This window comes from Halobacillus sp. ABA4_118 (assembly GCF_056160205.1).
Map to the genome: position 1 here is coordinate 1,752,548 of NZ_JBSWWS010000001.1, position 12,915 is coordinate 1,765,462.

Below are 12,915 nucleotides of genomic sequence, written 5' to 3' on the forward strand. Positions count from 1 at the left end.
TTTTGATAGAGATCATCGCCCCGCCCTTAAAAGTCATCCTTTCTGGAAGGATGAAAAAAGCCTGCAGGAAAACATGCGGTTTTCTCTGCAGGCTGAAAGGTTTCAGCAGTATTCGTTGTAGGCCTTCGTCAGGTTCGCGGTAATTTCCTCGACCTCATAATCTTCGATGTCTTCTCTTGGAATGAAGTGGACGACCTGTCCGTCTTTCAATAAAGCCATGGAAGGAGAGGAGGGTTCGTACCCTTCGAAGTAATCACGCATACGCGCAGTCGCTTCGCGGTCCTGTCCGGCAAATACTGTAACAAGGTGTTCCGGTGCCTTTTCGTTGTTCAATGATTCTCTTGCAGATGGGCGCGCAAGTCCTGCAGCACAGCCGCAGACGGAATTGACGACAACGAGGGATGTTCCCTTCGTTTCGCCGATGAATGTATCGACTTCTTCCGGTGTTGTTAATTCAGTAAAGCCGGCGTTCGTTAATTCATCACGCATCGGCTGGGAGATTTCTTTCATATACTGCTCATATGGGTTCATGGGGTGGACCTCCTATTGTTGTTTTTGCTGAGTGGCCTGTGTCATCTGATGCCACACAGATCCTTTGGCTTCTTCTCCGCCTTCAATTCTTTCTATAGCCATATTCACCTGCAGGCGTACTTCGAATTCCGGGTCATCCGCCGCTTTTCTTAAGGCAGGCAGAGCAGATTCATCTCCGAGTTCGTAAAGGAACATGGCTGCACGCCAGCGGACAAGCTTGTTGGAATCACTTAGAGATTCCATCATTTTGGGCATGGCTTCCTTGAAGCCGAGGTCGGATAAACAGTCGCCGGCTGTGCGCCGGACAGTGACTGTCTTATCATTCAATGCTTTATACAAATAAGGAAGGGTTTCCAGCTCTTCGATCATGCCGAGATAAGCAGTCGCAAGCCTGCGGATCGAAGCTTTCCCGTCATCAAGCGCTTTATCGAGAATCCGGTAATCCTCAGCTGTCGGATCCATTTGATCCAGAGCGGCATACCGGACCTTCCAATCGTCATGATCCAGAGTCTCCAAGGTAATGGAGGCTTGTTTTTCCTGATTATCTTCGACAGGAATCTCCTCATCAAACGCTTGTTTAACGAGCGTTTCCAGTCGGTTTTGATCATAGCTTGCGGAAATCTCTTCTTTTACCTGTTCCCCGATTTCCTGGACATCACCGTAACGCGGGCTCTGCTCGACCCACTTTCGTTCCATAATCATGTTTGGAGAGGCAGGAGAGGCTTTCATAGCCGCTTCCATAAAACGTTCAGGAAGTCCTACCCGCGTCTCCTCGTCCCCTTCTTCGAGTTTCACCTGCATCGGAAGTCCTTTGAACATTTGGATGAAGACGCGTACTTCGCCGAAATGCTCGTCCGGCTGAACGGGTTCTTCCGTCTGTTCTGCCGCTTCTGCCTCGCCAAAGACTTCACGTACTTGGGGAAGAATAGCTTCCCAGGACACACGGGCATTTCTCTCGAGGGCTATGAAGTCGGTCACATGATAGGCTCCCTTGACGCCTTCCACAGCAAAGAGCTGCTGGATGAAATTCGGGGATTGTTCATGGTCGTCCCCTTTTTTGTAGTTATGCGTTTCGCCGTCCGGGAGTGTCTCACTTAAGTTAATCTTCATGGAGTTCGGACTGGGTGTTGGTTCAATCGAAACAATTCTCATTCAACATTCCCCCTAAACGTTCCTTATCTTTTCATTTTACCAAAGATAAGCAGCATCATCCAAAAATCCTCCTTCTGTCCATTCGGGCATTTGGATGAAGGGGGAACAACGAAAAATGAAACCATTTGTGAAATAAAGACGTATGTATATTGGAGACTAAGAAAAAAGGAGGGGAAAGAAATGTCGGAAGCAGTCATGCAGCTGAAGAATGTTAAGAAGACCATCGGCAGGAAGGAAATCATCAAAGGGTTGGATTTTGATATCCATGCCGGAGAGGTTTTCGGTTTTCTTGGTCCGAACGGGGCTGGAAAAACAACTACAATCCGAATGATGGTCGGATTGATTGAAATGACCGAAGGCGATGTTGTAATTAAGGGACACAGCATAAGCAGAGAATTCAAGCAGGCGGTCCGCCACGTGGGTGCCATCGTTGAAAATCCGGAGATGTATCCGTTTCTAAGTGGCTGGAAAAACCTCGTTCACTATGCAAGAATGATGCCTGGTATTACAGAAGAGAGAATTCATGAGGTGGTCAAACTTGTCGGCCTTGAAAATCGGATCAAGGAAAAAGCAGGGAAGTATTCCCTCGGGATGAGACAGCGTCTTGGTATCGCCCAGGCCCTTCTCCATAATCCATCCGTATTGATTCTGGATGAGCCGACCAACGGACTGGATCCATCAGGTATCAGGGAAATCCGTGCCTACATAAGAAAACTTGCGGAAGAAGAAGGAGTGGCCGTCATCGTATCCAGTCACATCCTTTCCGAGATGGAAATGATGTGTGACCGGATGGGCGTGATTAAAAATGGTGAGCTGATTTCCATCCAGATGGTTCACGAAGCACAACAGAGCGAGGATGTCGAAGTCGTATTCACGGCATCACCGGTCGATCAGAGTGCCGCAGCCTTGAAAGAGTTGACGGGTAAAGACGTAGAGGCCGGGGAAGAGACATTGACCGTCCAGATGACAAAAGAGGCGATCCCTGACGTCGTTTCCGGGCTCGTTCAAAAAGGGAACCGGATTTATGGAGTAAATATCCACCGCTCCACACTCGAGGATAAATTTTTAGATTTGATTGGAGAGGGAGCCATTGAGTAATTTTTTTCAATTAGTCAAAAATGAATGGATGAAGCTGCTCCATCAGAAATCCACCTGGATTATGATGGTAATCCTGGCCGTACTGGTTTTAGGGGCGGGCATCCTTTTTAAAGTGGATGCAGCCTTTACGAACGGCGACGTGCCGAGCGGGGATAACTGGAAGCAGGAATTGCAGGAGCAGAACGAACAATTGATGGAGGATCCCACAGGAGAAGTAGAATATCCGAACTACCGGAATATGGAGGAGAACCAGTATCGGATTGATAACGATCTTGCACCGACCGCATATAACGGCTGGGACTTTGTCGGAGATAATCTCGGACTCTCTGCACTTGTCGGCTTGTTTGCTATTATTGTAGGTGCGGGAATTGTTGCAAATGAATTTCGCTGGGGAACGATCAAGCTGTTATTGATCCGTCCGATTACTCGGCTGAAAATTCTATTGTCCAAATACGTTACAGTCCTTACATACGCGCTGGCCATGATGGTGTTTTTGTATGTGTTCTCGTTGATTACGGGCGCTGCTCTGTTCGGTCTCGAAGGTTTTTCAGAAACTTACGTCTATCAACAGAATGGTGACTATCAAAACACAGGATTGTTTTCTTTTTCATTGTTGAAATATGGTTTGAGCTTTATAGAATTAACCATTATGACGACTTTTGCATTCATGATTGCTGCTATATTCCGGAACACATCGCTTGCCATCGGTTTAAGCATTTTCTTGATGATGGCCGGAAGTTCCATCATTTTCTTCCTTATTGAAAAGGAATGGGCGAAGTTTATTCTTTTCGCTAACACGAACTTGAACCAGTTTTTCGAGGGATCACCGATCATTCCCGATCTGACTCTTGGGTTTTCTGTAACGGTTTTAGCGGTATATTATATAGTATTCCTGCTATTATCCTGGGTATTTTTCACGAAGCGCGACATCGCTGGATCATAATTAAAGGAGGAATTGGATATGAAACGAACAGCAGAAATTGTACTTACGGTTATCGGTATTGTCTTGTTTGGACTGCCTGTTATTTTGAGCGGGGTCCTTTTGAATGCAAAGGATAATCCGCAGGTGCGTCAGGAACTAGAGAGCTTTATGAATTCTCCGGAAATGCAGATGGAAGGTCAAATGAACATCAATCAGATTGTAGACGCTATGGGATCTTTTGCAATGTTTGTCCTCATCGCTTCGCTGATTGCCATCGGCTTGGGAATACTGGCAATCGTCTTCCTTAAAGGGGATAAAAAGCCGAAAGCCGCGGGTATCATTCTGATCATTACCGCTGTCATCTTCACCTTTGCCACCTTCGGCATGGGTCTTTTCGGAGCGGCAGCCTTCCTGATTGCAGGAATCGTCGCTCTTGTTCGTAAGAAGAAATCAACCGTAGAAGATGAAGGCACAATCGATTATTAAGGAAAAAGCACAGCCGCGGCTGTGCTTTTTTTAATCCATGTAGCGGTTCTGCTCGTCCACTTCGGCAGCCTGGCGGTCATATACACGCCCGTACTGGGGTTGGAATCCGCTCCCTCCACAAATCCGGCACGTGTAACGCCATGCCTCATCGTCCATTAATAACCCTTCGCCGTTACAGGCGAGGCACAATTTGTCCTGTTTCATCACTCAGATCCATCCTTCCCTTCTCCTGCTTTCCTGCTCTTACTTTTTCACAGGGAGAATTTGTTATGCAGGGATTATGTTTTTTCAGAACGGGGAATGCAGTAATCATTGGAGGGATGAGTCATGAGCAGGGAAGAGGATTACGTGGAAGAACAGGAAGAGCATGAAGAGATAAAAAACGGAAAAAAAATAGACCGGCCCGGCCGGCAGTTTTATATTCCATCCCAGATCGTCGACGAATTCGGGGAAAAGGGAAGAGATCACTTAAATAAACCGTTCAGGGCCCAGTTTCTGCTGGCTTTGACAGCGGGTTCCTTTATGACCTTCGGGGCGGTGTTCTCCATCCTTCTTGCTGTTGGAGTGGAGACGAAAGGACTTTACCATCTGCTATCCGGCCTCGGATTCGCCGCCGGGTATTCGATGGTGTTCATTTCGGGAGCGGTTTTGTTTACAGAAGTCAACGTTCTTCTGCCCTCCTACTTATTTAACAAGCAGGGATTAATGAGCAGGAATATTTATAAATTCTGGCTGTCCTCTTATGTAGGTAACATTCTTGGTGCCTTTATGGTAGCTGTACTCATTTATATGTCCGGCTCTTTATCCACTACGTTCAATACTGAACTATCCATGTATCTGGATCACAAAATGAAATTTCTTGATCATGGATGGAAAGGTTGGTTCCAGATTCTGATTTCCGGGGTGCTGGCTAACTGGCTGATTGGTATGGCCGCGTTCCTGACAACGGCTGCCCGCGATATTACAGGGAAAATCCTGGGAACGATGCTGCCGGTTATCCTGTTTGTTGCTGGTAACTTCCAGCACAGTGCAGCAAATATGGGCTATTTCAGCATGGGTTTTCTAATTTCAGATCAATACACATGGTATGAATATATCCTTCTTAATCTGCTTCCCGCCAGTATCGGGAACTTGATTGGAGGAGGGATTCTCGTTTCCCTGCTGTTTTCCTACGCCTATAAGGAAGATATCCAGACCACACTCGGGAGAACCAATGGTTCAAAGAAAAAATAAGACAAAAGCCTGCGGAGAAACCCCTGTTTCTCCGCAGGCTTTTTTTCTTGCTGTCAGGAGCACCACTTCTTGAAAGTACCTTAGGCATCCACCGGTAAGCAGAACGTGCCCCTCCATACGACATACGGCCAACTCTACCTGGATAACACGGACTTTTTCCCGTGGAGACTTCGATGTTTAGAGGCGCTTGGTGATGATGATTTTGAAAACAGGTCTCTATATTCATTCAAACAGCAGCACTTCAAGGTCTTTGTTGTAGGAATGCACCAGCATAGACTGCAGCTGCCCGCGGTGATGGTACATATGAGCAACGATCTGGACGAGCCATTCATACCGGGTGTAGCGTACGTCCCACCAGGAGGTCGTCTCTTCCTGGAGTTCTTCTTCTGTATAATATTCAAACTGGGCTTTCAACTGGGCAAAGTTATGAAAAAGATGATCGAGAATTTCCTCTTTCGTTTTCATGTTGACCGTTTCATAGAACCTCTCCATCTTTTCTTTTGAGGCCCCTTCTGTTATGTATCCGTCGGCCGCCGGAATAGTGGCCATATGGGCCAGCAGTTCGCCGATGGAGTATTTGCCCCGGGTCGGCCTTAACTGCATATCTTCTTCTGTCAGCTGACCAATAATTTCAGAAAGGGAGGCGATGACTACTTCCAACTGATGAAACGCACTTTGGCAATACATATTCATAAGAACACAACCTCATTTATAATGGTATTTCATGTTTTACTTCTGCGGATTCTGTCTGAATTCCTTTTTGAGGTGAAAAACTACATAGAACGACGAAATAAGTGTTTTTTTTCAATGCCCTGTTTCGTGAAAAAGGATTGACCCTTACGCTGCGTGAGCGCTTATGGTTAAAGAGGAGGTGATGATCGATGTACAAAGTGAAGGAAATGGCGGAACTTGCCGGCACCAGTATCCGGGCGCTCCATCATTATGATGAGATCGGCCTGCTCACGCCCAAATGGACAAACGAGAAAGGCTATCGGTTTTACGGAGAGGATGAAGTGAAAAAACTTCAACAGATTCTTTTTTTCAAAGAGATGGACTTCCCGCTTGCCAGGATTCAGCAGATTATCGAAAATCCGGATTTCAATGAAGCGGAAGCCCTGTCCCAGCATAGAACGGTGCTCATGAAGAAAAAAGAACGACTGGAAAAACTGATCTCGTCTGTCGATCAATCCCTTCAGTCCCTGCAAGGAGGAAAAGAGATGACACATGAAGACAGATTCACGCCCTTTAACAAAGAGGAAATCGAAAAGCACCAGCAGCAGTATACTGCTGAGGTAGAGGAGCGGTGGGGGCATACGGATGCCTACAAAGAGTCGAAGAGAAGAACAGATCAGTATAAAGACGAGGACTGGAAAAAAATCCAGGAAGAAAGCATGGCTATTGACCGGAGCCTCTCGGCGAGAATGAAGGATGGACCCGGTAATTCAGAGGTGCAGCGGTTGATTGGTGAAAAGCGCAGACATATAACCGATCATTTTTATCCGTGTACACTGGAAATATTCAGGGGACTGGGAAGCATGTATGTGCACGATCCGCGATTCAAGAAAAATCTGGATCAGTGGGGAGAAGGGTATGCCGCTTTTCTTCATGAAGCCATCGACATCTATTGTGACCGAGTGTCCTCGTGAAAAAAGGTGGAGGCGGCCCGTATGGGCGGCCTCCATCTTTTTTTTACCGCGGGCGGCAGATCAGTCCGTTATGAACTTTGATATAACCGTGCCTGAGGATATCAAAGCCGTTCTCATACATATATAAACCCATCTGTTCAACGGTCATCAGTTCTCTGTAAGTATGATTCATCACATCAGCCATTACATGGTAATACAGGCGGGACCGGAGCTGGTTCCTCGGAGTTGTAAGAACGGCATAGCCGTTGTCCTTCAAAAAACGCCTGTGCCAGTCTACCGCTTCCTGTTTATACTCATCAGGGAAATGCTCCAGCAGACCTACCGAAAGTACGATGTCGAATTCTTTCCCATAAGGAAGGTTCCGGATATCGTCCACCACATATTCAATGTTCATGTCATCCTTGTAGACGATTTTATCCTGGCCTGTTTTTGGGTTGTGTCCGAGAAAAGGGTAGCTTTCCGGAAACTCAGCAAAACGTGTCGTTTTGCAGTATTCATCGTAATCAACCATGACAATTTCTGCACCGGGGTACATGGCAGCGAGCTGCATGGCTTCATATCCTTCCGCAGCTCCGAGAAAAAGAATACGGGGGCGGTGGACGAGCAGTCCCTGGAACAGGGCTCTTTTTCCCCGTGGATCCCAAATGCCGTCCTGGATTCGGTGCACGTAGTTCCATAAGTGCAGTCGTACAAGGTTTCCGAGTGCCTGATTTACTTCAGACGGTTGAAACGAACGAAGACTGCTCAGGAATTCCTGTTTGGTCCGGTCTTTTTCCTTGGGTACATCTTTCATGAACCACTCATGAAAGGCTCTGTTGAAATAGGTCCATGAGGTGTGAGGATCCATCGTTACTTCGTTGGATTGTTCCCATTCCTTCCGTTCTTTGGCGTACCTTTTTACTTCGAAAGGTTTTCCGATGTCTTTCCAGGACAACAGTGACCAGTCGGACACCGTATTGACGCGGACGAACTTATTGTATTCCTTTTCCGAATACTTCCTGAGGTCAACGCGATGCCGGGGGAGGACAACTGTATTTCCGACATCTTCTTCACGGTAAGGTTTGGATGACTGGTTTTCGAGTACGGCTTCCTTCATCAACGATCCCACCTTTTCCTTTATTAGGTTCACTATACTTATTTTTGTAAACGTTTACAATATTTCACTTCATTATATGGGCACCCTTCTTTCTTCTATATATTACAGACCGGTAAAGTCCTTGTAATGTATGAAACGTATTTGTTGCTCTTCTGTTATTGGAATCCTCGCTGTACATGTTAGAGTAGGTCTTGTGAATTTAAAGCAGCGCTTAGCCGAGAGCTGAGCGAGACTGTTTACCAAGGAGGAAATTGAATCATGATGAAAAAAACTATCGTTTCTTTGGCGGCGGTCGCATCGGTTTCGGCAGTAACAGCAACAGCAGTAAGTGCAGAAGAAGTAACAGTGAATAAAGGAGACACACTTTGGGGCATTGCTCAAAACCATAATGTGTCTGTGCAAGATATAAAAAATAACAACGGATTAAACTCTAACTTAATTTTCCCGAATCAAACGCTGACCGTAAACGGAGGCAACAATAATGGACAAGCTTCCTCATCCAGCGATGTCCACAAAGTCGTTTCCGGCGACACACTATTCAGTATTGGTCAAGACAATGGCGTGAGTGTAGAACAGCTTCAGGCCTGGAACAACATTGATTCCCATTTAATCTACCCTGGCGAAGAGCTTTCTCTTCAAGGCTCGGCTGTAGAAACGTCTACAGAGCAGAGCGCTCCTGAAAGCCATTCATCTGATCAAGAGGCAGAAGCTGAACAGACATCAGCAAATCCTGCCGGTGGGGACGAAGCCGTTAAAACAATGACAATGGAAGCGACAGCTTATACAGCGTTTTGTGAAGGCTGCTCCGGTACGACAGCAACCGGTATTGACCTTAGAGCCAACCCGGACCAGAAAGTGATCGCTGTCGACCCTGATGTGATTCCACTAGGTACAGAAGTCTATGTAGAAGGTTACGGCAAGGCTGTAGCCGGCGATATTGGTGGTGCGATCCAAGGGAACCGTATCGACGTCTATATGGAAGACCGTTCTGACGCGCTTGATTTCGGACGTAAATCTGTAGAAGTAAAAGTTTATGAATAATATAGAAGAAAGACGGCCCTAATCCAGGGCCGTCTTTTTTTACATTTGTTTGAGAAATGCTCTCCAATTAACGAAAATACGTTTAAAAATCAAACACAGCGGAAACCGTTGAGTAAGGATGATTCCTGATATAAAAGGATGTAATAGAAAAAATGCTATAAAACATAAATTTTGCTTGCATTAACGTCGTTTTACTAATAATATCAAGAGGAATCATTTCATATCCTAAAAAGAAAAGGAGGACACCACGATGACTCTGCTCTATTCAAAAGCCCGTGAGTTGTTCGATCAGGACTACAAAAACAGCCCTGAAGGTCAGGCACAGGAAAAAGGTAAAGGGGTAAAACGCACACGGAGTGGAAAGGTTCTTTTCTCTTTCCGTAAGCAGAATAACAAACGTAAATAACTTTAGACGTGGTGAAGCCAGCTATGAGAAGAAATATGAAACGAATAAACATGGCCGACTATTTAAAAAATAGAGTCCCATGGATCAGCGCTTATTTGACGGAATCAGTCAATAGGCGCTGATTTTTTTATGCAAAGGTTTAGGTGGTCCTCGTAGCGGTAATGGTGTAGTCACAAGGAGGCGGACAAGGATGACCATTTTTTCTAAAGAAGCTCTGAAGGGCGAACATATCATCGTAACGGGAGCAACAGGTGGAATTGGATATGAAGCAGCGAAGGAAATTGTCCGTGCAGGAGGTCATGTAACCATTACCGGCCGGAACGAGGAAAAGCTTTCTTCATTGAGAGAGGATTGCGCCAGCATCAATGGGGCGGCACAGATTTATGTAAGTGTAGCGGATCTGAACAAGACGGAGGACCGAAAGAAAATTGTCCACGATGCAGCACAGGCCATCGGGCCCGTTACCGGAGTTGTCAACTCTGCGGGGATCATTGGCGGCGGGCCGCTGGAAGACCTCACAGAGGAGGAGATGCGGAAGGTCATGGAATTGAACTATTTTTCCACGGTTCTTTTTACTCAGGAAGCTTTTCAAATGATGAAGGCACACGGGAAAGGTTCGATTGTAAATTTGTCTTCACTTTCTGGTCTGCGAGGAACGCACAGCAATACAGCTTACAGTGCCTCGAAGTTCGCGATCACCGGCTTTACACAGTCTTTTGCGTTTGAGGCCATTGAACATGGGATCCGCGTAAATGCGGTCTGCCCGGGGTACGTGGATACAGCAATGGGGCAGGAAGCCATCCGTACAAAAGGAGAGAGGGAAGGAAGAAGCTACGAGGAGCAGCGGGCACTCGCTGAAGAGGGCATCCCGTCTGGGAGGTTAAGCAGCCCGGAAGAAGTCGCACGTTCAATCGTTTACTTGCTCTCTTCTGCTTCAGAAAACATTGTTGGAGAATCATTGAAAGTTTCAGGTGGGACGGTCATGAGATAAGGAACGGTTTCCCACTCTTTTGTTTTCCAAAGACTCAAACAGGGAAAAGATAACTATTCGCCTATTCTATAAGGAAAGGAGTGATTTCGATGGGACGGTTGATTCGAAAAGTAGCCAAGTATGGACCCATTGTCTATCCACTGATTAAGAAGTTTATGAGAAAAAGAAAAGGAAGATATTAAAACGTGCTGATACCAGCGCGTTTTTTTGTAGGAAGATCATCATGTATACGGTATTCTTCATCCTAATCTTAAAAAATATGAAAATACCACTTGTGTAATAAAGGACAGCCATGGTATATTATTAAACGTCGCATTAAGAGCGACTCAACGGAAAGAAAGACGCCGTGAAAAACACAAAAATAGTTGTTGACTTCAATAACCATGCGTGTTAAATTAGTATTTGTCGCCGAAAACGACAGCCAAACGCTTTCTCAACTTAATGAAAAAAGTTGTTGACACGAAAAAACAACACATGTTAAGATGATTAAGTCGCTGTTTTCAAACGGCCGACAACATTTGATCTTTGAAAACTGAACGAACCAACCAGTACGTCAAAACATTTCTTCTTTAATGAAGGAATTTGAAACAAGCACATTCGGTGTGCAGATGAGCAAGTCAAACTACTTTTATGGAGAGTTTGATCCTGGCTCAGGACGAACGCTGGCGGCGTGCCTAATACATGCAAGTCGAGCGCGGGAAGCGAGCGGATCCCTTCGGGGTGAAGCTCGTGGAACGAGCGGCGGACGGGTGAGTAACACGTGGGCAACCTGCCTGTAAGATCGGAATAACCCCGGGAAACCGGGGCTAATGCCGGGTAATACTTTTCTTCGCATGAAGATAAGTTGAAAGATGGCTTCTCGCTATCACTTACAGATGGGCCCGCGGCGCATTAGCTAGTTGGTGAGGTAACGGCTCACCAAGGCAACGATGCGTAGCCGACCTGAGAGGGTGATCGGCCACACTGGGACTGAGACACGGCCCAGACTCCTACGGGAGGCAGCAGTAGGGAATCTTCCGCAATGGACGAAAGTCTGACGGAGCAACGCCGCGTGAACGATGAAGGTCTTCGGATCGTAAAGTTCTGTTGTCAGGGAAGAACAAGTACCGTGCGAATAGAGCGGTACCTTGACGGTACCTGACGAGGAAGCCCCGGCTAACTACGTGCCAGCAGCCGCGGTAATACGTAGGGGGCAAGCGTTGTCCGGAATTATTGGGCGTAAAGCGCGCGCAGGCGGTTCCTTAAGTCTGATGTGAAAGCCCACGGCTCAACCGTGGAGGGTCATTGGAAACTGGGGAACTTGAGGACAGAAGAGGAGAGTGGAATTCCACGTGTAGCGGTGAAATGCGTAGATATGTGGAGGAACACCAGTGGCGAAGGCGACTCTCTGGTCTGTTTCTGACGCTGAGGTGCGAAAGCGTGGGTAGCAAACAGGATTAGATACCCTGGTAGTCCACGCCGTAAACGATGAGTGCTAGGTGTTAGGGGGCTTCCACCCCTTAGTGCTGAAGTTAACGCATTAAGCACTCCGCCTGGGGAGTACGGCCGCAAGGCTGAAACTCAAAGGAATTGACGGGGGCCCGCACAAGCGGTGGAGCATGTGGTTTAATTCGAAGCAACGCGAAGAACCTTACCAGGTCTTGACATCCTTGGACCTCCCTAGAGATAGGGATTTCCCTTCGGGGACCAAGTGACAGGTGGTGCATGGTTGTCGTCAGCTCGTGTCGTGAGATGTTGGGTTAAGTCCCGCAACGAGCGCAACCCCTAATCTTAGTTGCCAGCATTCAGTTGGGCACTCTAAGGTGACTGCCGGTGACAAACCGGAGGAAGGCGGGGATGACGTCAAATCATCATGCCCCTTATGACCTGGGCTACACACGTGCTACAATGGATGGTACAAAGGGCAGCGAAGCCGCGAGGTGTAGCAAATCCCATAAAACCATTCTCAGTTCGGATTGCAGGCTGCAACTCGCCTGCATGAAGCCGGAATCGCTAGTAATCGCGGATCAGCATGCCGCGGTGAATACGTTCCCGGGCCTTGTACACACCGCCCGTCACACCACGAGAGTTGGCAACACCCGAAGTCGGTGAGGTAACCTTTTTGGAGCCAGCCGCCGAAGGTGGGGCCAATGATTGGGGTGAAGTCGTAACAAGGTAGCCGTATCGGAAGGTGCGGCTGGATCACCTCCTTTCTAAGGATATTACGGAAACGTACTGTGTTGGTTGTTCAGTTTTGAGAGATCAAAGCATCTTTCAAATTTGTGAACCTTGAAAACTGGATAAGGAATTATGACTCATCTAGCGATGAGATCA

General features: G+C 47.0%; 13 protein-coding genes and 1 rRNA gene. 9 read left to right on the top strand and 5 right to left on the bottom strand.

All coding sequences use genetic code 11. The annotated features are described in order from the left end of the window. Positions 1-102: 102 nt before the first annotated feature. Together ACXAGL_RS08695 and ACXAGL_RS08700 are read right to left on the bottom strand one after the other, a co-directional pair. Positions 103-531, bottom strand: a complete 429-nt coding sequence (locus ACXAGL_RS08695; RefSeq protein WP_027953252.1) for a BrxA/BrxB family bacilliredoxin — start codon at positions 529-531, stop codon at positions 103-105. 12 nt (positions 532-543) lie between these two features. Next, positions 544-1,683 (bottom strand): conserved virulence factor C family protein, encoded by a 1,140-nt coding sequence (locus ACXAGL_RS08700; protein ID WP_474970319.1) that lies wholly within the window; start codon positions 1,681-1,683, stop codon positions 544-546. Between the two features lie 180 nt (positions 1,684-1,863). Here ACXAGL_RS08700 and ACXAGL_RS08705 point away from each other — a divergent pair, with 180 nt between their 5' ends. From ACXAGL_RS08705 to ACXAGL_RS08715, 3 genes are read left to right on the top strand one after another with little or no spacing between them, the layout of a single operon-like run. Continuing rightward, positions 1,864-2,781, top strand: a complete 918-nt coding sequence (locus ACXAGL_RS08705) for an ABC transporter ATP-binding protein (protein ID WP_474990813.1) — start codon at positions 1,864-1,866, stop codon at positions 2,779-2,781. Continuing rightward, positions 2,774-3,724 (top strand): ABC transporter permease, encoded by a 951-nt coding sequence (locus ACXAGL_RS08710; RefSeq protein WP_474970321.1) that lies wholly within the window; start codon positions 2,774-2,776, stop codon positions 3,722-3,724. Before ACXAGL_RS08705 ends, ACXAGL_RS08710 begins: the two co-directional genes overlap by 8 nt. Positions 3,725-3,742: 18 nt before the next feature. Next, entirely contained in the window at positions 3,743-4,189 is a 447-nt protein-coding gene (locus tag ACXAGL_RS08715) for a DUF4064 domain-containing protein (protein WP_474970581.1), read from the top strand. A 30-nt stretch (positions 4,190-4,219) separates the two neighbouring features. On the opposite strand, the gene ACXAGL_RS08720 is transcribed toward ACXAGL_RS08715, so the two are convergent. Further along, positions 4,220-4,396, bottom strand: coding sequence for a hypothetical protein (locus tag ACXAGL_RS08720; RefSeq protein ID WP_474972337.1), 177 nt, complete (start codon positions 4,394-4,396; stop codon positions 4,220-4,222). A gap of 120 nt (positions 4,397-4,516) precedes the next feature. Between ACXAGL_RS08720 and ACXAGL_RS08725 the strand changes: the two genes are divergently transcribed. After that, positions 4,517-5,422 carry a formate/nitrite transporter family protein gene (locus ACXAGL_RS08725; protein WP_474970323.1) on the top strand — a complete coding sequence of 302 codons (906 nt, stop codon included), beginning with the start codon at positions 4,517-4,519 and terminating at the stop codon, positions 5,420-5,422. A gap of 222 nt (positions 5,423-5,644) precedes the next feature. On the opposite strand, the gene ACXAGL_RS08730 is transcribed toward ACXAGL_RS08725, so the two are convergent. Beyond that, complete coding sequence (locus ACXAGL_RS08730; protein ID WP_474990815.1) at positions 5,645-6,115, bottom strand: DinB family protein; 471 nt, start codon at positions 6,113-6,115, stop codon at positions 5,645-5,647. Between the two features lie 188 nt (positions 6,116-6,303). Between ACXAGL_RS08730 and ACXAGL_RS08735 the strand changes: the two genes are divergently transcribed. Beyond that, on the top strand, positions 6,304-7,068 hold the full coding sequence (locus ACXAGL_RS08735) for a MerR family transcriptional regulator (protein WP_474970324.1): 765 nt from the start codon (positions 6,304-6,306) through the stop codon (positions 7,066-7,068). A 43-nt stretch (positions 7,069-7,111) separates the two neighbouring features. Here ACXAGL_RS08735 and ACXAGL_RS08740 read toward each other — a convergent pair whose 3' ends face one another. Then, positions 7,112-8,164, bottom strand: a complete 1,053-nt coding sequence (locus ACXAGL_RS08740; RefSeq protein WP_474990817.1) for a class I SAM-dependent methyltransferase — start codon at positions 8,162-8,164, stop codon at positions 7,112-7,114. A 261-nt stretch (positions 8,165-8,425) separates the two neighbouring features. Between ACXAGL_RS08740 and ACXAGL_RS08745 the strand changes: the two genes are divergently transcribed. The 4 genes from ACXAGL_RS08745 to ACXAGL_RS08760 all read left to right on the top strand — a co-directional run bounded on the left by ACXAGL_RS08745 (position 8,426) and on the right by ACXAGL_RS08760 (position 12,794). Beyond that, positions 8,426-9,205, top strand: a complete 780-nt coding sequence (locus ACXAGL_RS08745) for a 3D domain-containing protein (protein ID WP_474970474.1) — start codon at positions 8,426-8,428, stop codon at positions 9,203-9,205. A gap of 250 nt (positions 9,206-9,455) precedes the next feature. Further along, positions 9,456-9,611 (top strand): hypothetical protein, encoded by a 156-nt coding sequence (locus ACXAGL_RS08750; protein WP_169516172.1) that lies wholly within the window; start codon positions 9,456-9,458, stop codon positions 9,609-9,611. Positions 9,612-9,801: 190 nt separating this feature from the next. Beyond that, the gene (locus ACXAGL_RS08755; RefSeq protein WP_474970326.1) at positions 9,802-10,602 is read left to right on the top strand and encodes an SDR family NAD(P)-dependent oxidoreductase; all 801 of its coding nucleotides are present in this window, start codon (positions 9,802-9,804) and stop codon (positions 10,600-10,602) included. Between the two features lie 627 nt (positions 10,603-11,229). Then, positions 11,230-12,794, top strand: a 16S ribosomal RNA gene (locus tag ACXAGL_RS08760). Positions 12,795-12,915: the final 121 nt, after the last annotated feature.